At 63.4% G+C, this 23,573-nt stretch carries 22 protein-coding genes; 7 read left to right on the top strand and 15 right to left on the bottom strand.

All coding sequences use genetic code 11. From position 1 onward, the window contains the following. Window positions 1–11 precede the first annotated feature (11 nt). The 10 genes from trpA to leuC form a co-directional block, all read right to left on the bottom strand. Entirely contained in the window at window positions 12–809 is a 798-nt protein-coding gene (gene trpA, locus O3301_RS08780) for a tryptophan synthase subunit alpha (protein WP_251350432.1), read from the bottom strand. Between the two features lie 81 nt (window positions 810–890). Next, a complete protein-coding gene (gene trpB, locus O3301_RS08775) occupies window positions 891–2,141 on the bottom strand; it encodes a tryptophan synthase subunit beta (protein ID WP_289898564.1) in 1,251 nt (416 codons plus the stop codon). After that, on the bottom strand, window positions 2,134–2,817 hold the full coding sequence (locus tag O3301_RS08770; protein WP_305056151.1) for a phosphoribosylanthranilate isomerase: 684 nt from the start codon (window positions 2,815–2,817) through the stop codon (window positions 2,134–2,136). Before O3301_RS08770 ends, trpB begins: the two co-directional genes overlap by 8 nt. A 22-nt stretch (window positions 2,818–2,839) precedes the next feature. Beyond that, window positions 2,840–3,643: a tRNA pseudouridine(38-40) synthase TruA gene (truA, locus tag O3301_RS08765; protein ID WP_070260513.1), complete on the bottom strand. Its 804-nt coding sequence runs from the start codon at window positions 3,641–3,643 to the stop codon at window positions 2,840–2,842. Between the two features lie 173 nt (window positions 3,644–3,816). Continuing rightward, window positions 3,817–6,306, bottom strand: coding sequence for a FimV/HubP family polar landmark protein (locus O3301_RS08760; protein WP_305056150.1), 2,490 nt, complete (start codon window positions 6,304–6,306; stop codon window positions 3,817–3,819). Window positions 6,307–6,550: 244 nt separating this feature from the next. Then, on the bottom strand, window positions 6,551–7,678 hold the full coding sequence (gene asd, locus O3301_RS08755) for an aspartate-semialdehyde dehydrogenase (RefSeq protein ID WP_305056149.1): 1,128 nt from the start codon (window positions 7,676–7,678) through the stop codon (window positions 6,551–6,553). Between the two features lie 45 nt (window positions 7,679–7,723). Further along, complete coding sequence (gene leuB, locus O3301_RS08750; RefSeq protein WP_305056148.1) at window positions 7,724–8,794, bottom strand: 3-isopropylmalate dehydrogenase; 1,071 nt, start codon at window positions 8,792–8,794, stop codon at window positions 7,724–7,726. A gap of 11 nt (window positions 8,795–8,805) precedes the next feature. Continuing rightward, entirely contained in the window at window positions 8,806–9,453 is a 648-nt protein-coding gene (gene leuD / locus O3301_RS08745; RefSeq protein WP_251350427.1) for a 3-isopropylmalate dehydratase small subunit, read from the bottom strand. 51 nt (window positions 9,454–9,504) lie between these two features. Continuing rightward, window positions 9,505–9,627: an entericidin A/B family lipoprotein gene (locus tag O3301_RS08740; RefSeq protein ID WP_010400408.1), complete on the bottom strand. Its 123-nt coding sequence runs from the start codon at window positions 9,625–9,627 to the stop codon at window positions 9,505–9,507. A gap of 68 nt (window positions 9,628–9,695) precedes the next feature. Beyond that, window positions 9,696–11,099 (bottom strand): 3-isopropylmalate dehydratase large subunit, encoded by a 1,404-nt coding sequence (gene leuC, locus O3301_RS08735; protein ID WP_289904070.1) that lies wholly within the window; start codon window positions 11,097–11,099, stop codon window positions 9,696–9,698. 329 nt (window positions 11,100–11,428) lie between these two features. On the opposite strand from leuC, the gene O3301_RS08730 reads away from it, so the two are divergent. Further along, window positions 11,429–12,559, top strand: a complete 1,131-nt coding sequence (locus O3301_RS08730) for a S41 family peptidase (protein ID WP_305056147.1) — start codon at window positions 11,429–11,431, stop codon at window positions 12,557–12,559. 189 nt (window positions 12,560–12,748) lie between these two features. On the opposite strand, the gene O3301_RS08725 is transcribed toward O3301_RS08730, so the two are convergent. Continuing rightward, window positions 12,749–14,638 (bottom strand): chemotaxis protein CheA, encoded by a 1,890-nt coding sequence (locus O3301_RS08725; RefSeq protein ID WP_289916670.1) that lies wholly within the window; start codon window positions 14,636–14,638, stop codon window positions 12,749–12,751. Then, entirely contained in the window at window positions 14,638–15,495 is an 858-nt protein-coding gene (locus tag O3301_RS08720; protein WP_305056146.1) for a protein phosphatase CheZ, read from the bottom strand. Before O3301_RS08720 ends, O3301_RS08725 begins: the two co-directional genes overlap by 1 nt. A gap of 466 nt (window positions 15,496–15,961) precedes the next feature. On the opposite strand from O3301_RS08720, the gene O3301_RS08715 reads away from it, so the two are divergent. The 6 genes from O3301_RS08715 to O3301_RS08690 all read left to right on the top strand — a co-directional run bounded on the left by O3301_RS08715 (window position 15,962) and on the right by O3301_RS08690 (window position 20,498). Beyond that, a complete protein-coding gene (locus O3301_RS08715; protein ID WP_289904066.1) occupies window positions 15,962–16,429 on the top strand; it encodes a universal stress protein in 468 nt (155 codons plus the stop codon). Window positions 16,430–16,583: 154 nt separating this feature from the next. Then, window positions 16,584–17,228, top strand: a complete 645-nt coding sequence (locus O3301_RS08710; protein ID WP_034783426.1) for a response regulator transcription factor — start codon at window positions 16,584–16,586, stop codon at window positions 17,226–17,228. A gap of 340 nt (window positions 17,229–17,568) precedes the next feature. Then, on the top strand, window positions 17,569–18,375 hold the full coding sequence (locus O3301_RS08705; protein WP_035821063.1) for a Crp/Fnr family transcriptional regulator: 807 nt from the start codon (window positions 17,569–17,571) through the stop codon (window positions 18,373–18,375). Between the two features lie 249 nt (window positions 18,376–18,624). Continuing rightward, the gene (hemP, locus tag O3301_RS08700) at window positions 18,625–18,822 is read left to right on the top strand and encodes a hemin uptake protein HemP (RefSeq protein ID WP_034750559.1); all 198 of its coding nucleotides are present in this window, start codon (window positions 18,625–18,627) and stop codon (window positions 18,820–18,822) included. An 85-nt stretch (window positions 18,823–18,907) separates the two neighbouring features. Continuing rightward, the gene (locus O3301_RS08695; protein ID WP_289916675.1) at window positions 18,908–19,234 is read left to right on the top strand and encodes a hypothetical protein; all 327 of its coding nucleotides are present in this window, start codon (window positions 18,908–18,910) and stop codon (window positions 19,232–19,234) included. A gap of 37 nt (window positions 19,235–19,271) precedes the next feature. Next, a complete protein-coding gene (locus O3301_RS08690) occupies window positions 19,272–20,498 on the top strand; it encodes a DUF2325 domain-containing protein (protein ID WP_289904064.1) in 1,227 nt (408 codons plus the stop codon). Between the two features lie 27 nt (window positions 20,499–20,525). On the opposite strand, the gene O3301_RS08685 is transcribed toward O3301_RS08690, so the two are convergent. The 3 genes from O3301_RS08685 to O3301_RS08675 all read right to left on the bottom strand — a co-directional run bounded on the left by O3301_RS08685 (window position 20,526) and on the right by O3301_RS08675 (window position 23,558). Then, window positions 20,526–21,077, bottom strand: coding sequence for a glutathione peroxidase (locus tag O3301_RS08685; RefSeq protein WP_305052834.1), 552 nt, complete (start codon window positions 21,075–21,077; stop codon window positions 20,526–20,528). Window positions 21,078–21,149: 72 nt separating this feature from the next. Beyond that, a complete protein-coding gene (locus O3301_RS08680; protein WP_305056145.1) occupies window positions 21,150–22,514 on the bottom strand; it encodes a sulfite reductase subunit alpha in 1,365 nt (454 codons plus the stop codon). Window positions 22,515–22,526: 12 nt separating this feature from the next. Next, window positions 22,527–23,558 carry an FAD:protein FMN transferase gene (locus O3301_RS08675; protein WP_305056144.1) on the bottom strand — a complete coding sequence of 344 codons (1,032 nt, stop codon included), beginning with the start codon at window positions 23,556–23,558 and terminating at the stop codon, window positions 22,527–22,529. Window positions 23,559–23,573 lie beyond the last annotated feature (15 nt).

Genomic DNA, 23,573 nt, shown 5'->3' with positions numbered 1-23,573 from the left:
GGCAAGCTTGCTCAGGCGTCCAGTGCGGCGCGGATGCCTGCCGTAAAGCTGCGCACGGCGTCGACGGCGCCGCCTTCCGGGGCATTTTCAATCTCCTGGATGATGCGGCTGCCGATCACGACGGCATCGGCCACCTTGGCAACGGCCTTGGCCGTGGCCCCATCGCGGATGCCGAAGCCCACGCCGATAGGCAATTTTACATGCTGGCGGATGGCCGCGAGGCGCTCTGCCACCTGTTCCGTATCAATGTTGCCGGCGCCTGTGACGCCTTTCAGCGACACATAATAGCTGAAGCCGCCGCCAACCTTGGCCACTTGCGCGATGCGCTCTTCGGTCGAGGTGGGCGCCAGCAGGAAGATCAGGTCCAGGCCCGCAGCACGCATGGCGGCCGCGAATTCCTCGCATTCTTCCGGCGGATAGTCGACGACGATGGCGCCATCGGCGCCGGCCGCTTGCGCTGCATCAATAAATGCGGCGCTGCCGATGCGCTCGATGGGATTCGCATAGCCCATCAGCACCACGGGCGTCGTCTGGTTCGTTTCGCGGAACTGGCGCACATAGCCGAACACGTCGTGGATGCCGACATTGAATTTCAAGGCCCGTTCGCAGGCGCGCTGGATGACGGGGCCTTCGGCCATGGGGTCGGAAAACGGCACGCCCAGTTCCAGCACGTCGGCGCCGCCCTCGACGAGCGCGTGCATCAGGGGCACGGTGGCGTCAGGGCCGGGGTCGCCGGCGGTGATGAAAGTGACCAGGGCGGTCTTGTTGTTGGATTTTAAGTTGGCAAAGGTGGCGGAGATACGGGACATGGCGAGCTTTCGTGTTATCGGTGAGAGATGTCGGATGGCGCGCTATGCGCTCATCCGACCTGCGCGGGATTTTTCAGCTGTTTAGCTGAAATTGAGTCCCATGCGTTCCGCCACGGTATGCATGTCCTTGTCGCCGCGGCCCGACAGGTTGGCCAATACAATTTTATCTTTCGGCAAGGTGGCCGCCAGCTTGGCCGCGTAAGCCAGCGCGTGCGACGATTCCAGGGCCGGGATGATGCCTTCGATATGGCAGCAATCGTGGAACGCCTGCAGCGCCTCTTCATCCGTGATCGACACATACTGCGCGCGGCCCGAATCCTTCAGCCACGCATGTTCCGGGCCTACGCCGGGATAGTCGAGGCCGGCCGAGACGGAATGCGTCTCGATGATCTGGCCGTTTTCATCCTGCAGCAGGTAGGTGCGGTTGCCGTGCAGCACGCCCGGGAAACCGGCCGTCAGCGAGGCCGAGTGCTTGCCCGTGTCCAGGCCTTCGCCGGCCGCTTCCACGCCGATCAGTTTCACGTCTTTCTGGTCGATATACGGGTAAAAGATGCCCATGGCGTTCGAGCCGCCGCCGATGCAGGCCAGCACGTAGTCGGGCTGGCGGCCCGTCATTTCAGGCATCTGCACCAGGCATTCCTCGCCGATCACGGACTGGAAGTCGCGCACCATCATCGGATACGGATGAGGGCCGGCCACGGTGCCGATGATATAAAAGGTGTTTTCGATATTCGTGACCCAGTCGCGCATGGCTTCGTTCAGCGCATCCTTGAGGGTCTTGGAGCCGGATTCGACGGGCACGACGGTGGCGCCCAGCAATTTCATGCGGTACACGTTCTGCGCCTGGCGCTTGACGTCTTCGCTGCCCATGTAGACCACGCATTCGAGGCCGAAGCGGGCGCAGATGGTGGCCGTGGCCACGCCGTGCTGGCCGGCGCCCGTCTCGGCGATGATGCGCGGCTTGCCCATGCGCTTAGCCAGCAGGGCCTGGCCGATGACGTTATTGATCTTGTGCGCGCCCGTGTGGTTCAAGTCTTCGCGCTTGAAATAGATTTGCGCGCCACCCGCCAGTTCGGACCAGCGCTTGGCGTGGTAGATCGGCGACGGACGGCCGACGAAATGCTTGAGCTCGTAGCGGAATTCTTCGAGGAATTCCGGATCGACGCTGTAGCGTGCATACGCTTCCTTCAGTTCGGCCAGCGCATGCGTGAGCGTTTCGGCAACGAAGGAACCGCCGTACGGGCCGAAGTGGCCGCGCAGGTCGGGAAACGGGTAATCGGTGGCGTGGAACAATGCGGCGGCTGCGCCGGGCGCGGTGGTGTGGTCATTCATGGTTGTTTCCTCTGGCAATGATGGCATCGGCATCCTGCACCGCGGCGATAAACGCGCGGACACGGGACGCGTCCTTGATGCCCTTGGACGCTTCGACACCACTGCTGATGTCGACGGCGTAAGGGCGCACGCGCACCACTGCGTCAGTCGCGTTTTGTACGCTCAAGCCACCACTTAAAACGACCCGAGGCGCGAGTTCTTTTGGAATGAGGGACCAATCAAATACCTTTCCTGCGCCACCGTAGGCATCCACATAGGTATCGAGCAAAAGACTCGAAAACAAGGGACTGGCGGCGCGATAGCGCTGTTCGTATTCTAGCAAATCTTCAAAGGAGGTGTCGGGTTTGACGCGGAACACTTGCGTAAACGGCGTATTCACGGCGCCAGCGAGCGCGGCGCTGTGTTCGGGCGTCTCGTCGCCATGAAATTGCAGCAGAGACAATGGCGCCACGGCCCTGGTGGCCCTCACCTCGTCCACGGTGGCATTGACGAACAGGCCCACCGTCGTCACGTACGGCGGCATGGCCGCGATCAGGCTGGCCGCCTGCTGCGGCGTGACGTAACGGGGGCTTTTCGGATAAAACACGAAGCCGATGGCGTCGGCGCCCGCCGCCACGACGGCCTGGATGTCTTCGGCGCGGGTCAGGCCGCAGATCTTGATGCGTGTGCGAGGCATGGCTATCCTTTGTTGATGCAGATCAAAACCAAGGCAATGCGCTGCTGCTGTCTTGCGGCAAGGCCCATTTCGGATCGTAATCGATCTGCGCCAGGTACAAGCCGTCCGGCATGAACGTGGGCGCAGCCGCATGACGATCCTTGCTTTCAAGCAAGTGCCCGAGCCAGTCCGGTTTTTCGCGTCCCGTGCCGATGTAGACGAGCGAACCGACCAGGTTGCGCACCATGTGGTGCAGGAAGGCATTGGCTGTAATCGTAAAAATCACGCAATCGCCGCGCCGCTCGATGCGGATGTCATGCATCAGCTTGACAGGCGACTTGGCCTGGCATTGCGCGGCACGGAAGGCCGTGAAATCGTGCCAGCCCAGCAGCGGCTGCACGGCTTGCCGCATCAGTTCCACGTCCAGCGGACGGAAAAAGAAACCGGCACGCCCTTCCACCAGCGGCGAACGGGTAGCGTTGTTATACAACACATAATGATAGGTGCGCGCGCGCGCGCTGAAACGGGCGTGGAAGAAGTCATTGACCGTCGGATCGCCTTCGAGTTCCTTGGCCCAGCGCACGGCGATGGATTTCGGCAGGAAGGCGTTGACGCCGCGCACCCACGAGTGCACGTCGCGGTTCAATTCCGTATCGAAATGCACGACTTGCTCGAGCGCATGCACGCCCGTGTCCGTGCGGCCGGCACAGGTGGTGGCCAGGCGCACGCGGGCAAACTGTTCCAGCGCGTTTTCCAGCTGGTCCTGCACCGTCTGCCCGTCTTCCTGCTTCTGGTATCCGTGCCAGGCCGTGCCGTCGTACTGCAGGCCGAGGACGATACGCTTCAATGGCGTTGCTGTCGTAATATTTTGCATCGAAGCATTATACCGGCGCAAAGGCGGCCCCGCCTTCCGGCCACACAAGCGCCTGAGACGGCGTTCAGGGCAAGGCGCGCGGTCGAAGACAGTACGAATAGTACGGCGAGACCGTGCAACGCAGCCATGGACGTCGTATCAGGTGCTTAGCTCAGCAAAGCTCTCATGGTATTCGCTTTCTTCACCTGCTCTTCGCTGCCACCCTTGATGACCTCATCGATCAGCTCGCGCGCGCCTTCCTTGTCGCCGATTTCCTGGTAAGCGATCGCCAGGTCCAGCTTGGTATCCATTTCCATGTGGATGGCCGACAGCGGGTCGTCCACGCCCACGCTGGCCGTCTTGCCATCGTTGAGGTCCAGGTCGATGCCGGACAGGTCGAATTCCTGCGCCGGCGGTATGGCTTCCGGCAAGGTGGCGGGCGTTTGCGCATCGTCAAACAGGCTGTCGATGGAAGGCTCGGCCGCCGCCACCGGCGCGGCAGCGGGCGCGACAGGCTCGTCGAGGTCGAAATGGGCCAGGTCGACGTCCTTCAGCGGATCAGGCAACGGCGTCAGGCCGGCACCCACGCCGTTCACGGGACCGGCTGGCGGCTCCAGGTCCAGGCCGAAATCCATGCTGGCGTCATAGTGCACATCGTGCGCATCCTGCGCGGCAGAAACAGGCTTGCTGTCCGGCCCCGGCATGACGATCGGGTCGCTGGTGGAAACGGGTTCGAAATCGAGGCTGTCGAGGTCAAAATCGAGCGGATCGCGCGCGTCGCGGGCCGCCACGGAGGACACCGGTTCGGCCGGCGCCAGGTCAGCCAGCGGCGCAGGAGTAGACAAATCGTCCGGCAAGTCCATGCTCTGGCCATGCAAGTCGTCGCCGGCAGCCTTGCTCAGACTGACGACGGCGTCGTCTTCCGTATCGCCATACAAGGGATTGGAAGGATCGAGCGCCAGGCCCAGCGCGGCCGCCTGCGGCCACTCTTCGCCCTGGCCGCGCGTCAGGCTGTACAGCTCGCTGGCCTGGTCTTCAAACGCGCGCACGTCGTTGCGGGCCGAATAGATTTCCAGCAACTTCAAGCGGGCGGCATGGCGCTCGGGGTGGATGCGCAAGGCTTCCTTGAGGATATCTTCCGCCTGGCCATCGCGGCCGTAGGCGATATACACGTCCGCTTCGGCGACGGGATCCGTTTCATTCGCGTCGAGCATGCTGGCACCCGCTGCGGCGGCCACGCCGGCAGCGGCGGCGCCCGTGCCGAACAGGTGGTTGCTCGCTTCGGACTGCTGATCTTCCGGCGCCAGGCCGGCCGGCGGCGCCACTGGCGCTTCCGGCTCGAACACGGGGGCGATATCTTCGGCGGGCGGCGGCGTCTCCTTGCGGCGGCGCGCGATCACCAGCGCGGCCACGGCGGCCAGCAGCGCGGCCAGGCCGATGCCGATGGCGCCCAGGTGGTCGCTGATCTTGTCGGCGAAGGTCGGTTCCAGCGGCGATGGCTTCTTCACCAGCGGCACGGGCTTGGCCTTCGGCACGGGCGGCTGCGCTTCGGCGGGCGCGCTGGCCACGGCACTGGCAGGGGCACTGGCCGCAGCGCTGGCAGCAGTCTCGGCCGGCTTGGCAGGTGCTGGCGCGCTCTTGTCGGCCATGGCCTTGCTCTTGACCGCCATCAACTTTTCCAGGTCGCTGACGTTCTTTTCCAGTTCCTTGACGCGGGCGGCCGCTTCATCGACCTGCTTCGCCTTGGCGATCTTGTCTTCTTCGCTGGCAACGGCGCTCTTGCCAGCCGACTTGGCTGCCGGCTCCGCTTTCGACAGTTTCAGCTTGTCTTGCGACTCGCTCACGGCCGTCGGTTTTTCCTGCACCTTGGTCGGGCCGATCTTGCCGGCCGTGCTTTGCGTCGCTTGCGCGGCCTTGGCCGGCTTGCTTTGCGACACCTGGCCTGCCAGCTTGTTGCGGTAGGCGTCGAAATCGATGGCGTGCGCCGTCACGATGCCCTTCGCTTCAGCCGCGCCGGTGGCGCGCACGGTATCCGCACCCGGCACGGCCAGGATGCGCCCGGCCTGCATGCGGTTCATGTTCTCGCCCTTGAAGGCGTCGGGATTGGCACGGTACAGGGCGACGAGCATCATGTCGAGCGACACGCCCGACGGTTTCAGTTCGCTGGCGATGCGGCTCAGTGTGTCGCCCGCCTTGACCTTGTATTCGCCTGCCGCCTTCTTCGGCGCGGGCGCTTCGGCGGCGGCCGGCTTGGCCTTGCCTGGCTCGACCGGCGCCGTCACTTGCGCGCCGCGCGTCTGGCGCGCTTCGGGCGTGTCGAGCACGAACGCATATTCGCGCACCTGGCGGCCGCTCTTGCTGCTCAGCTCCAGCAGCAGGTCGACCATGGGTTCGGCCACCGGTTGCGCCGAGCTGATGCGGATGAAGGACTTGCCGTTGCGGTTTTCCACGGCAAACGTCAACGCGTTCAGGGCGGGATTGAATTCCACGTTGGCCTGGCGGTAGGCGTCCGGCGGCGCCAGCTTGGCCAGCAGGCTCGAAGCCTCACCTGGCTTGACGGCCGATAATTCGACCTCGGCGCGCAGCGGCTGGCCGGCGGCGGACAGCACCGTGATCTTGCCCAGCTCGGCTGCGGATACCGCCGGTGACAATAACACCGCACAGGCGACAGCGCTGCTGAGTGTTTTAATGGCAAGGGAGGCGACCCGGGGACGAGTGTGTACAGGCATAGTTGGCGGCATCTTAGTTGACATGGGAAAACTGTTACTTTTCCAGAGGTATCAACATATCATCATGCCCAGAGCTATGCAAGCTCCGCATGGTTGAGCCTTGACGGGCTCAGGACGAAAAAAAAGCCGGTAAAACAGCCCCGGCTTGATCTGGATCAGCAATTAATTGCCGTTATGCGTCCAACAAAATACGCAGCATGCGGCGCAGCGGCTCGGCCGCGCCCCACAGCAATTGGTCGCCCACGGTGAACGCGGACAGGTATTCGCCGCCCATGCTCATCTTGCGCACGCGGCCGACGGGAATCGTCAGGCTGCCCGTGACGGCTGCCGGCGACAGGTCGCGCACGGACGCTTCGCGCGTGTTCGGCACGAATTTCACCCATTGGTTGTTGCTGGCGATGATGTCGTTGATTTCATCGAGCGGCACGTCTTTTTTCAGCTTGATGGTCAAGGCTTGCGAATGGCAGCGCATGGCGCCGATGCGCACGCACAGGCCGTCGACCGGGATTTCCTTCGTGCCGAAATCGATGCCGCGGCCCAGGATCTTGTTGGTTTCCGCGCCGGCCTTCCACTCTTCCTTGGACTGGCCGTTGCCCAGGTCCTTGTCGATCCACGGGATCAGGTTGCCGGCCAGCGGCGCGCCGAATTGCTTGATTTCATCCGGGGAGTAGCTGTGCTGGGTGGCCAGCACCTGGCGGTCGATTTCCAGGATGGCGGAAGCGGGGTTGTCCAGCAGCGCCTTGACGGAACCGTTGATGGTGCCGAATTGCGTCAGCAGTTCGCGCATGTGCTGCGCGCCGCCGCCCGATGCCGCCTGGTACGTCATCGACGTCATCCAGTCGATCAGGTCGTGCTGGAACAGGCCACCCAGGCCCATCATCATGCACGACACGGTGCAATTGCCGCCGATATAGTTCTTGACGCCCTTGCCCAGCGCATCCTTGATGACGTGCAGGTTGACGGGGTCGAGCACGATGACGGCGTCTTTTTCCATGCGCAAGGTCGAGGCCGCATCGATCCAGTAGCCATTCCAGCCCGCTGCGCGCAGCTGCGGGAAGACGGCGCTCGTGTAGTCGCCGCCCTGGCAGGAAATGATGATGTCGCACTTGGACAGTTCGGCGATGTTGTTGGCATCCTTGAGGATGGTTTCATTCTTCGCCATGGCCGGCGCCGCGCCGCCCGTGTTCGAGGTGGTGAAAAACACCGGTTCGATGTGGGCGAAATCGCCCTCTTCCTGCATGCGCTGCATCAGGACCGAACCGACCATACCGCGCCAACCTACCAAGCCAACTAATTTCATTACCATTCCTCAAGATGAGACGGCGACTGCCGTCATTAGACTATTTTATCCCAGTGCTTTTACAACTGCATCACCCATGGCCTCGGTACCGACCAAAGTCGTGCCCGCTTCATGGATATCGGCCGTGCGCAAGCCCTGCGCCAGCACCTGCTTCACGGCCGTTTCGATGCGGTTTGCCTGCTCTTCGCGGTTGAGCGAATAGCGCAGCATCATGGCGGCCGACAAGATCGTCGCCAGCGGATTGGCGATGCCCTTGCCCGCGATATCGGGCGCCGAACCGTGCGATGGCTCGTACAGGCCCTTGTTGTTGGCGTCCAGCGAGGCCGACGGCAGCATGCCGATCGAACCCGTCAGCATGGCGGCCGCGTCCGACAAGATGTCGCCGAACATGTTGCCGGTCACCATGACGTCGAATTTCTTCGGCGCCCGCACCAGCTGCATGGCCGCGTTATCGACATACATATGATCGAGCGCAACATCCGGGTATTCCTTGTGCACGTCGATGACGATGTCTTTCCAGAACTGGAACGTTTCCAGCACGTTCGCCTTGTCCACGCTGGTGAGGCGCTTGTCGCGCTTTTGCGCCGCCTGGAAAGCCACGTGGGCGATGCGGCGGATTTCGCCTTCCGCATAGCGCATGGTGTCGTAACCTTCGCGCTGGCCCTTGAACGGGCCGTCCGGGCACTCGCGCACGCCGCGGGGCTGGCCAAAATAAATGTCGCCCGTCAATTCGCGGATGATCAAAATGTCCAGGCCCGACACCACTTCCGGCTTCAGGGTCGAGGCACCCGCCAGTTCCGGGTACAGAATGGCCGGACGCAGGTTGGCGAACAGGCCCAGGTTCTTGCGCAGGCCCAAAATCGCCTGCTCGGGACGGAACTGACGCTCCAGATTGTCGTACTGGTAGTCGCCCACGGCACCGAACAGCACGGCATCGGCCGCCTTGGCCAGCGCCAGCGTGCCTTCCGGCAGCGGGTGGCCATGGGCCGCATAGCCGGCGCCGCCCACGGGCGCGCTTTCCAGCTCGAACGATTCGCCCAGCACATTCAAGACCTTGACGGCTTGCGCGACGATTTCAGGACCGATGCCGTCGCCGGGTAAGATTGCAATTTTCATATTTTTATCGATTAGATGACGTTGGCGAGCCAGGGCTGATTGTTCAAATGACGCTCTTCGAAGGCGCGGATATCGTCCGCGTGGCGCAGGGTCAGGCCGATATCGTCGAGCCCATTCATCAGGCAATATTTGCGGAAGGCGTCGATCTCGAACGGGTACGACACGGAACCGTTGCTGGTGCGCACGCATTGCTGCTCCAGGTCCACCACCAGCTTGAAGCCGGGGAAAGCCTTGACTTCATTGAACAGGTGCTCGACCTGGCTTTCCGACAGCACGATGGGCAGCAAGCCGTTCTTGTAGCAATTATTGAAGAAGATGTCGGCGAACGAGGGCGCGATGATGGCGCGGAAGCCATATTGATCGAGCGCCCACGGCGCGTGTTCGCGCGAAGAACCGCAGCCGAAATTCTTGCGCGTGAGCAAGATCGAGGCGCCCTGGTAGCGCGGCTCGTTGAGCACGAACTCCGGGTTCAGCGGACGGCGGCTGTTGTCCTGGCCCGGTTCGCCATGGTCGAGGTAGCGCCATTCGTCGAACAGGTTGGGGCCGAAGCCGCTGCGGTGGATCGATTTCAGGAATTGCTTCGGGATAATCGCGTCGGTGTCGACGTTGGCGCGGTCCAGCGGGGCGACCAGGCCTTCGTAAATCGTAAATTTATCCATGCTGTTTCTACTCGGTAAGACGCGCGGCGCAGGGCGCCGGCACGTCGCGGTTTATTTTCCGCCGGCGCCAGTGACAACCTGGCCGACTTTCTGCACATCGCGGCCGATGCCGGAGACGGTGTTGCAGCCAGACAAGATGACGGTGGCGATGAGGAGGGCGAAGAGTTTTTTCATGATGATTTCTTGATAGTAAGTAAGGGACTGGGAACGCTAGTGTAAACCAGCGGCACCAGTCCCTGCCGTCATCGCAAGCCCCGCACGTCGACAAAGTGGCCGGCGATACCCGCCGCGGCCGCCATCGCGGGCGACACCAGGTGGGTACGCCCGCCCTGCCCTTGCCGGCCTTCGAAGTTGCGGTTCGACGTGGACGCGCAGCGTTCGCCCGGCTCCAGACGGTCCGCATTCATGGCCAGGCACATGGAGCAGCCCGGCTCGCGCCATTCGAAACCGGCATCCTTGAAGATGCGGTCGAGTCCCTCGCGCTCCGCCTGGTCTTTCACCAGGCCGGAACCGGGCACCACCAGCGCCAGCGAGACGTTCGAGGCGCGGTACTTGCCGCGCACCACGGCCGCGGCCGCGCGCAAATCCTCAATGCGCGAATTGGTGCAGGAACCGATGAAGACCTTGTCGATGCGGATGTCTTCGATGGCCGTGTTCGGCTTGAGGTTCATGTAGACGAGCGCCTTTTCCATCGCATCGCGCTTGACGCTGTCTTTTTCCTGGTCGGGGTCCGGCACGCGGCCATCGACGCCGATCACCATCTCGGGCGACGTGCCCCAGGTCACCTGCGGCACGATGTCTTGCGCGTTCAGGGTGACGACGAGGTCGAAGCGGGCGCCCGGGTCGGAATGCAGGGTGCGCCAGTAGGCCACGGCGCGTTCCCAGTGGGGGCCGGCCGGCGAAAACGGGCGGCCCTTGACATAATTGATGGTGGTGTCGTCCACGCCGATGATGCCGGCGCGCGCGCCCGCCTCAATGGCCATGTTGCACACGGTCATGCGGCCTTCCATCGACAGCGCGCGGATGGCCGAGCCGCCGAACTCGATACAGTAGCCCGTGCCGCCGGCCGTGCCGATCTTGCCGATGATGGCCAGCACGATATCTTTCGCCGTCACGCCGGCCGGCAAGGCGCCGTCGACCTGCACCAGCATGGATTTGGATTTCTTTTGCAACAAGGTTTGCGTGGCCAGCACGTGTTCCACTTCGGACGTGCCGATGCCGTGCGCCAGCGCGCCGAACGCGCCGTGCGTGGACGTGTGCGAATCGCCGCAGACGACCGTCATGCCGGGCAGGGTCGCGCCCTGCTCGGGGCCGATCACATGCACGATACCCTGACGCTTGTCGTTCATGTTGAAGTAGGTCAAGCCATAGTGCCGGGCGTTCTTGTCCAGGGTTTCCACCTGCAGGCGCGAGACCGGGTCGGCAATGCCGTCGACCCGGCTGGTGGTGGGCACGTTATGGTCGGCCACGGCCAGGTTGGCGGAAATGCGCCACGGCTGGCGGCCCGCCACGCTGAGGCCATCGAAGGCTTGCGGGCTGGTGACTTCGTGCAGCAGGTGCCGGTCGATGTACAGAATTGTCGTGCCATCATCTTCGGCCCGAACAACGTGGGATTCCCAAAGTTTGTCGTAAAGCGTCTTCATCATGATTTATGCAGCGTTGCCACAGCCTGTTTAAGTGATCAAGTGATACCAAGTCATACGGTGATCCACAAGGATTATGCCATATATCGGGGAATACAGAACCGAAACAGGCAAAAGCGTGGGATTGGCGATACAAAGTTTGGCCGCATTGTTGGATATGAGCTGGAAATTGCCGATATCGGCATATTGGCGGCATACCGGCCCCATCCGCAGGCGGGCTGCCGAACGAGCCACGGCGCCACCCGAAATGGATATTTTTTCCTCAATCTTTCGTGTATTGTATTTCGACAATAATGACCGGTGCACACGCGCTGGCCCACTTGGAGACCTCGATGAAACTGAACTTGTTGGCACTGGCCGCCCTCACCCTGGCCGCCAGCCATGCGGCGGCTACTACGCCGGGAGACACCTGCGTGCAGGACTTGCGCGCCATAGCACCCTTCCTGCTGGAAAACGACACGGGCGCGCGCCAGCACCTGGAGCAAAAGGGCCAGGCATATTTCGACCTGGCGCTGGCCACGGCCACCACGGCGGCGGCCGGCGCGGCCGACGGCAAGGCCTGCGATGCAATCCTGGAAAACTATGCACGCATGTGGCGCAAGGGCCACCTGCATATCAAGCCAGGCAGCGCGCTCGACATCGCCAAACCGGCGCCGGCGCGCCCCGCCGCGCCGGGACAGGCAGCACTAACGAAGGAGCCGGCGCTGCAGATATTATCGGACTCGACCGTGCTCCTGACCTTACCCAGCTTTCACGGCAGCTACCGCGCCGCCGTGGCCAAGCTGCTCGACACGCACCGCACGGCGCTGGCGGCCCGTCCCAACTGGATCCTCGACGTGCGCCGCAACGGCGGCGGCAGCGACAGCACGTATACGCCGCTGTTGTCCTGGATCATTTCGGACGAAATAGTCACGATGGGTGCCGAATGGCTGTCCACGCCGGCCAATATCGACGGCCAGGAAAAAGTCTGCGCGCTGCTGGCGCCCGGCGACCAGGCGTGCGCCGCCTTTGCGACCCAGGCCGTGACGCAGATGCGCACCGTCAAGCCGGGCCAATACGCGCCGCAGCAAAGCAGCGGCACCGTCAGCTATACGCGCGTGGAAACGCCGGAGCCGCGCCGGCCGGCACGCGTGGCGGTGCTGGTCGACCGCGACTGCGCCAGTTCCTGCGAAGAATTTCTGCTGGCGGCGCGGCAAAGTTTTCATGTGAAATTGATCGGACGCAACAGTTACGGCGCGCTCGATTATTCGAACATGCGCCTGCACATCCTGCCGTCGGGCCAGCGCCACCTGCAATACGCTACCTCCCGCTCTGCCCGCTTGCCGCAGCTGCAGGTGGACCTGGGCGGCATCATGCCCGACATCTATTTGCCGCCGCCGAAGGACGAGGCGGGCCGCGCCCAGGAAATCGTGCGCGTGCAGCGCTGGCTGGAAGGCGGGACTTTGCGCCCGGACAACATTTGACGCCGCTGGCGCCATAAAAAAAGCCCGCTACACATAGCGGGCTTTTTAATGAATAAAGCAATACTTACGACGCCTGACAAAACCGTCGCGAGCGGAAGGGAGAGGTGGCTAAGAAGCGCAACCGTACCCTGGTACGGTGAGCATCGCAGGCCGCCTATGCCGACGCGCAGCAGGTTTGGTCAGGTGTCCTCAGGCCGCAAGACGGACGCTGCTGCGGCAACCGTCCATCAGGAACGACAGGCCGACGACCAGCACCAGCTCGCCTTCGGCCGAGCGGGCCGTGCCCGTGATGCCTTCCACGGTGATGGCCGTCATCGGCTTGATCACGAGGTCGGCCGTGCCATCGACGGCTTCCACGGCGAGAATGTACGGCTGTGGCGCAGCGACAACAATGCCGACGCGCTCGCTGCACGATTCGTAGCCCAGCGAACCGGCCAGCGACCGCACGGGCAATGGACGACCCTGGTCTTTCAGCACGGGCGCGCCGCCCACTTCCATGAAGGTTTCCGGCAATTCGACGACGCGCTGCACCACGGCCATCGGCAGCGCCAGCGCGGCGCCCGAGGTCGACACGAGCATGGTCGGCACGATCGACAGTTCGATCGGCAGGCGGATGGCGAATTTCGTGCCCTTGCCCAGCGCCGACTCGATGTGGATGGCGCCGCGGTTTTTCTCCACGGCCGTTTTCACCACGTCCATGCCGACGCCGCGCCCGGAGACGCTGGAGGCGACTTCCTTGGTCGAGAAGCCCGGCAGGAACACCAGCTGGAAGCATTCGTCGTTGCTCAACTGCGCGTTTTCGCTGATCAAGCCCTTTTGCTGGGCCTTGCTGCGCAGGAAGGCCGGGTCCATGCCCTTGCCGTCATCCTGCAGCACGATCATGACACTGTTGGCTTCCTGCCATGCCTTCAGTGAAATATACGATTTGGCGGGCTTGCCGGCAGCCAGGCGCGCTTCCGGCGATTCGACGCCATGGTCGAGCGAGTTGCGCAGCATGTGCACGAGCGGATCGTACAGGCTGTCGACCACCACGCGGTCGACTTCCGTCTCCGCGCCTTCGATGGTCAGTTCGACATCCTTGCCCAGGTCCTTGGCCAGTTCGCGCACCAGGCGCGGGAATTTCTGGAACAGGCGGCCGACGGGCTGCATGCGCGTGGCCAGGGTGGCCCGCTGCAGTTCCGTCGAGTAACGCGAAGCGCGTTCCAGGGTTTCCGCCAGGGTCGCCATCAAGGTGGCGGCCTGGCCTTCGAATTTGAATTGCAGCAAGCGCTCAAGCAGCACGGCAGCCTGGTTGGCGGCCTGCACGGATTCGCCGGCCACTTCCAGCAATGCGTCGAGCTTGACGGCGTCGACGCGGATGCTGTCTTCCTTGACGGGCGCGGCATGGCGCACTTCCGGACGCTCTTCGCGGCGTTCGGCGCCATCCCAGGCCTTGGCGGCCGGTTTGGCGGCGGCAGCAGCGGCAGGCGCGGCGGCCACGACGGCAGGCGCAGCGGCGACGGCAGACACCGGTGCGGCAGCCACGCGGCTGCCCTCGGGCACGACGGCGTTATACATGCCTTCCCAGTCCAGGCCATCGGCGCTGGCAGTGGCCGCGACAGCGGCAGGCGCGGCTGCAAGCACTTCAGCGACCTCGGCAACAGGTGCGGCCGCTTCCGCCACCACGGCGGCGGCAGGCGCAGGCGCGTCCATGCCCTTGCCTTCGATGGCGTTCGTCAGGATGTGTTCCAGCTCTTCCGGCATGGCCGGCAAGCTTTCCGGTGCGGCGCCGTTCGCCAGTTCCGTCAGCTGGTCGGCCACGAAACCGGACGCTTGCAGCGCCGCCTCGATGGCGATCGGCGTCACGGGCGCGGCGCCCGTGCGCAAGGCGTCGAACAGGTTTTCCGTCAGATGGCAGGCCGCCACCAGCGCAGGCAGGCCCATGAAACCGGCGCCACCCTTGATGGTGTGGAAGGAACGAAACACGGCATTCAGTGTTTCCTTGTTGTCAGGATCACGCTCGAGGCGCAATAAGTGCTCTTCAACATTAACCGCAAGATCCATCGCCTCAACGACGAAATCCTTGAGCATATCGTCCATTAGAATCCCAAATCCGCAAGAAGGTCGTCTACATTATCCTGGTCCAGCGCCACCGACGGCACGGACGGGCCCTGCATCAGCGGCACCGGCTTTTGCGCCAGTTTTTCGCGCACCTCGGCCGGCGCGTTGTCGCGCAGCAGCTGAGCCAGCTCGTTTTCCACCGTCTTGGTGATGTTGACCACTTTTTTGATCAGCTGGCCCGTGATGTCCTGGAAGTCCTGGGCCATCATGATTTCCAGCAAGCGGGCTTTTTCCGCTTCCGTCGCTTCGGCAACGGCTTGCGCGAACTGGCGCGAATCGCCGGCCAGGGCCTTGAATTCTTCCAGGCTCAGCTTGCCGTCGAACAGCGCCGTCCAGCGGCCGTCCATGTCCTTGGCTTTCTTCGACAGCACGTCCTGTGCCGGCATGCCTTCATCGAGCGTGTTCAAGACCTTGTTGGCGGCCTGTTCCGTCAGGGTGGCGACATATTCCAGGCGGTCCTGGGCGTCGACGATCTGCGACGACGCTTCCGTCAACGCCTTGTCGTAGCCCAGTTCGCGCAGCGAATCGTGCAGCAGGCGCACGATGCCGCCCAGGCGCTCGAACATCGGCTTGTCGGACTGGTCGACCGGGTCGGCCGCTTCGCCAGGCGCGTCGGCGCCGGCCACGGGGGCCGCTTCCGCTGCGGCAGCCACCGGCGCCGCTGCGGCCGCCGGTACGGCGGCGCTGGCCGACACGGAGTCGAACAGCGCGTCAAAATCGTCATCCGCGATCACGGCGGGAGCGGGCGCGGCGGCAGGCGCCGGCGTGGCTGCGGCCGCGCTTTGCGCGGATACTTCATCGAATAATGCATCGAAATCATCAGCGGCGTTGGTCATATCCCTGCTTCTCCATAATTTGTCAAAATTCCGCCTGAACTGTGCGTTTTACAGACTGATACCCACAATTTCTCGATTAAGATGATTTGAGGCAATACCGCTGCGATGGTGCGAGTGTAGCAGGGCGCCGCCCTGTTGGTAAATCTCAAAACGCGCTTCCTGGTGCAAAGCGGGTCCGCAAGAGCTTTTCCGCCAGGAAATAAGTGTTCCTGCTGTTGTATTTTGAAATACTACCATTGGCGTGCGTGCAAGACCACGCGCGACACAAGAAATCCTGCTCTCAAGCGCCTGTACAACGGCGCCAGGCGGACCCTGCCGCAGCTAAACACGATCTTTCTGCCAATGTTGTCTATACTGAAGGTGCAGTAGTATTGATAATTATCAAGTCTTTACATGAATACAATGCTGCCGCGACGTCTACAATAAGAGGCGTTGCGCGCGCTGAGTCACTGCCAAAGGACCTGCCATGTATAAGAAAATTCTGATCGCCACGGACGGCTCCACCGTCTCCAACTTGACGGCCTGTGCCGGCGTTGCCTTTGCCGAACAAATGCACGCCGACATCCTTGCCGTGTATGTGGCGCCCGAGTACCAGTACCCGGTGTACATCGAAATCATTCCGCCGAGCTATCCCAGCGAAGAGGAATACCGCGTCGCCATGCGCAAGGCGGGCGCCGACCACTGGCAACCCGTGCTCGACGCGGCTGCCAAGCGGGGCTTGCAAGCGACGGGATTGACGGCCTTTTCCGACAGTCCCGCCCTGAAAATCGTGGAAGTGGCGCAATTGCAGCAATGCGACCTGATTTTCATGGGTTCGCATGGCCGCAGCGGCTGGGGTCAGCTGCTGCTGGGCAGCGTGACCAACAAGGTGCTGTCGCACTCGAAATTGCCCGTACTGGTGCATAGGCTGATCAAGGAACCCCTGACGAAATAAGGGGTCACATGGCCACGGGGGCCGCCGCACCGGCACATCGCAAGAAAAGGCACAGTGCGGCCGCTTCAGTTAAAATGACAACGTTTCTCGTTTCTCAACATTTGATTGTCCGGTGACGGACAGAGCAGATTACACGCCACCAGATTGCCCGCCTATGATACGTATTGTGATTGCCGACGACCACACCATCATGCGTGAAGGATTGAAGCGCATCCTTGACGGCGCGCCGGATATCGACATCGTGGGTGAAGCCATCGACGGTTTTGAAGTACTCAACCATGTGCGCCAGGGCGGCTTCGACCTGTTGCTGCTCGACCTGTCGATGCCGGGCCGCAGCGGCGTCGACCTGATCCGGCAAATCCGCAGCGAGGCGCCCAAGCTGTCCATCCTGATCCTCACCATGCACGAGGAAGAGCAATATGCGGTGCGCGCCATCCGTGCCGGCGCGCAAGGCTATCTGACCAAGGAAAGCGCGGGCACCCAGCTCGTGGGCGCCATCCACAAGGTGGCGTCGGGACGTCCCTACATCAGCGCCGAGGTAGCGGAGCAGCTCGTGCTCAACATCATGATGCCGAATGAAAGCTTGCTGCATAAACAGTTGTCGGACCGCGAATTCGAAGTCTTTTCCCTGCTGGTGGCAGGCAAGTCGATCACGGAAATTGCCAACAACCTGCATCTGAGCGTCAAGACGGTGAGTACGCACAAGACGCGCATCATGCAAAAGATGGGCATGAGTTCGCTGTCTGAAATGGTCCAGTATGCCGTGGCGCACCGCCTGCTCTCCCCCTTCAAGACCTGAATACGGCGGCGCGCGCCCGCGCGTCGACTGTAGGAACAATCCTACTTCATCTACCACAGCTCCTACTGCCATATTCAGCCACTGCTGATATTAATTGCATACGCTTGTTGGCATACTGAAACCAGTAATCAAGTTGCTGGAAAGTTATTTCATCACACAGCAAGTCTTCAGCGAATTGAGCATTACCTGCCCGAACGCGCGCCGCCGGCCCACGCCTGCCCGCCGTCCCGTGCACCCCGTCATTCAACTCTGAACTACCTGTCACCAGGAGATGAACATGCTGTCCACGCAAATGCCCGACACCCGCGCCGCCTCACCATCGCTGGCCCCCTCCGCTCCGATGGAAGCGGGACGCCAGCGCCAGGGCCGGCTCTGGTCGAACCTGAAGGAGGTGTGCGACCTGCTGCATATCTCCAGCGCCTGCACCATCGCCGCCGACGAACTGCTGTTCCAGCACGTGCAATTCAAGACGGGCCAGCGCGTGCATACGATCGGCCAGCCGTTCGACACCCTGTACATCGTCAATTCGGGCTTCCTGAAAACCGTGCTCATCGATGAATTCGGCAATGAGCAGGTGCTCAGCTTTCCCATGAAGGGCGACATGCTGGGCGTCGACGGCATCCACTCGCGCCACTATTCCTCGGAAGCGGTGGCCCTGTCCGACTGCGACCTGATCCTGCTGCCGTTCAAGAAACTCACGGCGCTGGGCCGTGTCCACCTGGAACTGGAAAATGTCATGTACGGCGTGATGAGCCGCGAACTGGTGCGCGAGCAAGCCATGATCGGCATGCTGGGCGCCCTCAGCGCCGAAGCCCGCGTGGCGCGCTTCCTCGTCTCGCTGGCCGACCGCTTTGCGCAGATGGGCTATTCGAGCAAGCTGTTCAACCTGCGCATGACGCGCCATGAAATCGGCAGCTACCTGGGCCTGACCCTGGAAACGGTCAGCCGCACCCTTTCCGCCTTCAATGAAATCGGCCTGATCACGGTTGACCAACGCACCATCGGCATCAAGGATCCGGACGCCCTGAAAACCCTGCGCCGCCTGCCGCCGTCGCGTTCGCGCGCCAAGCAGCTGGCCGCCGCCAAGCTCAAGGCCGATACCACCGCGGCCGCCAGCGCCTCGGCGCAATTGCTGGCCACTATCTAGCCTCATCCCGATTTCCTCAAGCTTGGCACAGGCTTGACCCGGCCAAGGCGCACTGCCTTACCGGGTCTTTTTTTGCTGCCGCCCCCTTCCGCGCCGCGCCAGCGGCCGCCTTTGCGCAGCACTCGCTCCCACGCTGCCGTCCCACCGTAAAAAAGCGCGGATTCCGCACAAATAAGCCTTGCTTTTCGGGCCACATTCAACAATAATGCAAATACGAATCATTCTCAACTGAGACAAAGAAAGCCCAACATGCAAAGCTCAAAACCAGCCTTGATCCAGGATGCCGCTACCGCCCACGTCCGTCCTCCCGTCAGCATGGCCCAGCCGGCGCGCCGCATCACCAGCGAAGCGCTGCTGCAGCAGGGCCGCGAAGTGGAGATTGAGCACAGCGGCAAGATCTATCGCCTGCGCGTCACCCAATTGAACAAGCTGATCCTGACTGCCTGAAGCAGCACGGCAGCCAGTCACCACACTCGCCAGCCAGTCGCGCCCCGTGCGCGCAGCCAGCCAAACCACCGCACAGGAGTGTTTGATGGCGAACGACCGACCTTCCCCGATGTTTCCTCCTCCGCAAGGCCAACAGCCTGAACTGCTGCTGTCGGCCGTGCTGCACCTGATGTCGCACTACCATGCGGGCAGTCCCTGCGAGAAACTGGCGGGTGTCATCGAACGCCATCTGCAAGTGCTGTCAAACTCGCCCGGCCTGGGCCCCGTGCTGCAAGCGACCTGCCAGCAACTGTCGCAGCAATGGGCCGCCCTGGTGGCGCTGCACCGGCCCGCGCCTCCCAGGACCAGCTGGCTTGAGCGCGTGGCACGCATGCTGAGCGCCAAGCGCCCCGCCTCGCCCCTGCCGCAATAATTTCTTTTCCATCCCCATCGTCCAACAGGATATCGCCATGTGTGACAAAGACCAGTCCCTGCCCGTCATCAGCAATTGTTCCAGCGGCGGGGCCGAACCGGCCGCGCTCGCTTCCCGCCGCCGCCGGCTGTGGGAACTGTCGCATACCTGTCATTGCCCGCTGGTCGGCGTGGGCTTGCCTCTGGGATACTTGCGCAAGCTGGTGGGCAAGATGACGGGCGGGCGCGTGCTGGCCGACGATTACGAAGTGCACGTGGGCGCCGTGACGGAATGCGGCGCGCGCAACCGCCTGTCCGAAGCGCTGCAAAAGGAACTCGAACGCCGCTACGCCCCCGTGATCCTGCGCTTTCGCGGCGCCAAGACGACGGAGCAAGTGGCCGAACTGTGGCGCACGGCCGTCGCCAACGGCGACGTGTCGGGCGCTTTCTGGGCCGGCCTGACGCACCCGCGCTGCGACGCCGAGCTGGAAGAGCAGATGTGCAGAGACTTGCACATGATCCAGCACCAGGCCGGCGCCTGCGTGCGCGCCGACATGGGCAAGTTTACGGCCTTGCAGGAAGAAAATGCGCGCCTGACGCACGAACTGGCCAAGCTGCAGCAGCGCAGCCAGGCCGCACTGATGGAAAAAACGGGCGAACTGGAACGCCAGGAAGCCGTGCTGCTGCGCACGCGTGCCGAGGCGATCGGCAAGGACAGCGTGATCGACGGTTTGCGCGCGGAACTGGCGCAATTGCAGGCGGCCATCCCGGCGCTGGAATCGCGCACGCGCCTGGTCGAACGCTTGGCGCAAATGGATGAGCGCGAAAAGGAATTGCGCCAGCAAATCGCGGATTTGAAGCAAGCCCAGCCTCGTCCGGGCACGGCCGTGCCGCCACCGGCGCCGAAGCTGGAAGTGCCGACGGGCGGCAAGCTGAAAATGCCGATCCGTCTCGTCGATCAAAGCGTCCTGTGCGTGGGCGGACGCAGCGGCAATGTCGCCACCTACCGCGCCCTGATCGAGCGGGTCGGCGCGCAATTCGCCCACCACGACGGCGGCCTGGAAGACAATGCCAACCTGCTCGATTCGAGCCTGGCGGCGGCCGACCTGGTGATTTGCCAGACGGGCTGCATCAGCCACAGCGCCTACTGGCGCGTGAAGGATTATTGCAAGCGCACGGGCAAGCGCTGCGTCTTCATCGACAACCCCAGCATCTCCAGCCTGGCACGGGGCTTGCAGGAAGTCAGTGGCGAGATGGAGCCGGCCGCGCTGGACGCCGCCGACTAAGCCGGGCCTAAACTTAGGCCTGCAACTTTAGGCCTGCAACTCGCGCGCGATCGCTTCGCGCAAGAGCGCATCATCGACCGTGGTGTCGGGCGCGAAACGCCCCACCACCTTGCCGTCCTTGCTGATCAAAAATTTCTCGAAATTCCACAGCACGTCGCTCGGCTGCTCCTGCGTGATGCCGTAGCCGGCCAGCTTGGCGCGGAAATCGCTGCCCGGCTTTTCCTGCGCCCGCGGCTGCTCTTGCACCAGGCGCTGGTACAGCGGATGCTGGCCCGGCCCCTTGACGACGATCTTTTCAAACAGGGGAAATTGCACGCCAAAGGTGCCGCGGCAAAAGTCGGCGATCTCGGCATTGCTGCCCGGCTCCTGCGCGCCGAATTCATTCGCGGGAAAACCGGCCACCACCAGGCCCTCGGCCTGCTTGTCGGCGTAGAGCTTTTCCAGTCCTTCGTACTGCGGCGTCAAGCCGCAGGCGGAGGCGACATTGACCACCAGCACGACCTTGCCGCGATAGGCGTCCAGGCTGGTGGGTTCGCCATTGATGCGGCGCAAGGGAATGTCGTAAATACTGTCGCTCATGATGTGTCTCCTCTGCGGATAAAACAATCATGATAGCCGTGTGTGCGCGAACGCGCTGGCGGCGTCAACAACTCAGTAGACGTCGCGCCGGTAGCGCCCTTCCGCTGCCAGCGCGTCGAGCGCGGGCCGTCCCAGCATCTCTTGCAGGGCCTGGTCGACGCCGCCCGCCATGCCGGCCAGGCTGCCGCAAATGTAGATGGCCGCGCCCTGCTGCAGCCACAATTTGATTTCATCGGCATTGCCGCGCAAGCGGTCCTGCACGTAGGTCCGCTCGGCCTGGTCGCGCGAAAACGCCAGGTCCAGGTGCGGCAAGTCGCCGCTGGCATGCCAGCCTTCAATCTCTTCTCGGTAATGGAAATCATGGGCAAGGTTGCGTTCGCCAAAGATCAGCCAATTGCGCCGCTGCCCTGCCAGCACGCGGCTTTTCAAATGGCCGCGCAAGCCGGCGATGCCGCTGCCGTTGCCAATTAAAATCAGGGGCCGCTGGGCATTGTCTTCCAGGCGGAAACGCCGGTGCTGGCGCAAGCGCAGTTGCACCACGTCGCCGACAGCGGCCTGCGCCGTGAGCCAGCCAGAGGCCAGGCCCAGGCTGCCGTCGGGATGCGCATGCTGGCGCACCAGCAAGTGCACGCCGCCGTCGCGCGGAATCGAGGCGATCGAATATTCGCGCGGTTGCGCAGGATCAAGCGGCGCGGCCACCTGCACCAGGTCGCCCGACTGCCAGTCAGGCAGGCTGCCCGCCACGGGCGCCAATTCCACGTGATAGATGGGGCCGCCGGCGCTGCCAGGATTGAGCAACTGCCGACGCGTCAGGCGCCAGTCGCCGAATGCGGGCGCGCTCCAGTCGGGTGCGTCGCTGGTGCCGGCCAGGTGGCTCAGGTGCTGGAACCATTGCTCGATGGTGGCGCTGGCGCTGCGGTCGACTTCGATGCGCTCGAACAGGCGCGAGGCGCCCTGCTCCGCCAGCCAAGCATCGAGCGCGCGGCCGAAGCCGCAGAACTGGCCATAGCTGCGGTCGCCCAGGGCCAGCACGGCGTAGTGCAATTGCGGCAGCGCCAGTTCGCCCGTCATCAAACGGCCCATGAAGGCGGCCGCATTGTCGGGCGCATCGCCTTCGCCATACGTGCTGACCAAAAACAAGGCCCGTTCCGCTTGTTGCAGATCAATGGCCGTGAGGTCGGCCAGCGCGCACAGGCGCACGGGAATGCCCGCCAGTTGCAGGCTCTGCGCCGTTTGCGTGGCCAGTTCCTCGGCATTGCCCGTCTGGCTCGCATACGCCACCAGCCAGGCGGGACTGTTGGCCAGCGCCGCCTTCGCGGCATCGGACGCGCGGCGCCTGGCGCGCGCGCGCAGCCAGGGCGCCAGGCACACGCCCGCATAACTGAGGGACAGGGCGGCCAGCAAGGCCAGCCGCGTCGTATCGTGCGTAAAAATCATGGAATCAATCGTTCATTCGTCGAGCATGGCCAGCATGTGGCTGCTCAGCGTTTCATGGTAGCCATCGCCGTCGCGCTGCAGGAAGCGCGAGGCCAGGCCCTGCTCTTCGGCCAGCGCCATGCCGGCTTCCGGGCCCAGCACCGTCAAGGCCGTCGACCAGGCATCGGCCGCCATGCATTCGGCGTGCACGACGGTGACGGAGGCGAGTTGATTGGCGATCGGCATGCCGCTGCGCGGGTCGATGGTGTGCGAGAAACGCACCGTGCCATCCTCGAAGAAACGCCGGTAATCGCCCGACGTCGCCACGGACAAGCCGTGCAGCGCCAACAGCATTTCCGGCGGATGCTGTGCATTATCGGCAACGCCATCGACCTGTTCCAGCATCACCCACCACGGCTGGCCGTCGGGCTTGCTGCCGGCGCCGCGCAGCTCGCCGCCCACTTCGACCAGGTAATGATGGATGCCTTGGCTGTCCAGGTAGCGGGCCAGGCGGTCCACGCCATAGCCCTTGGCCACGGCGGACAAATCCAGCTGCAAGCCGCCCGGCTGGCGCGCGCGGCGGGCCGGCAAGTCCAGTTCCAGGCGGCGGCGCTGGCGCTGCGCCAGCAGCAGCGCCACGGTATCGTCTTTCGGCGGCAGGAAGCCGGGCTCGTCGTAGCGGTTGCGGGGGCCGAAGCCCCACAGGTTGACGAGGGTACCGGCGCACGGGTCATACGCGCCGCCGGACGCCTGCGACACGTGCATGGCAAAGCCCAGCACCTCGCAAAAGGCGGCGGGCAGGCTGTGCCAGCTGCCGGGCTCGGCCCGGTTGAAGCGGCCCAGGTCCGAGTCCTCGTCCCAGTGGCTCATTTGCGCTACAACAAGATCCAGCTGCTGCTGCAAGCCCTGCTGCAGGTCGGCGCTGCCCGCGCGTCCCGGCATGGCGGACTCCAGCAAGCGCACCGACCAGCTGGTGCCCATCGACAGGCCGCGCAAGTCCCGGATCGCGGCGCCGGGCGGCGCGACCTGATCGGAAATATGCTGCGGCAGCAGGACCCGGCGCATCGGCGCTCTCGCTCG

Source organism: Janthinobacterium sp. SUN211 (assembly GCF_030587315.1).
Taxonomy (GTDB): domain Bacteria; phylum Pseudomonadota; class Gammaproteobacteria; order Burkholderiales; family Burkholderiaceae_D; genus Janthinobacterium; species Janthinobacterium kumbetense.
This window is presented reverse-complemented; position numbering and strand designations above follow the sequence as displayed.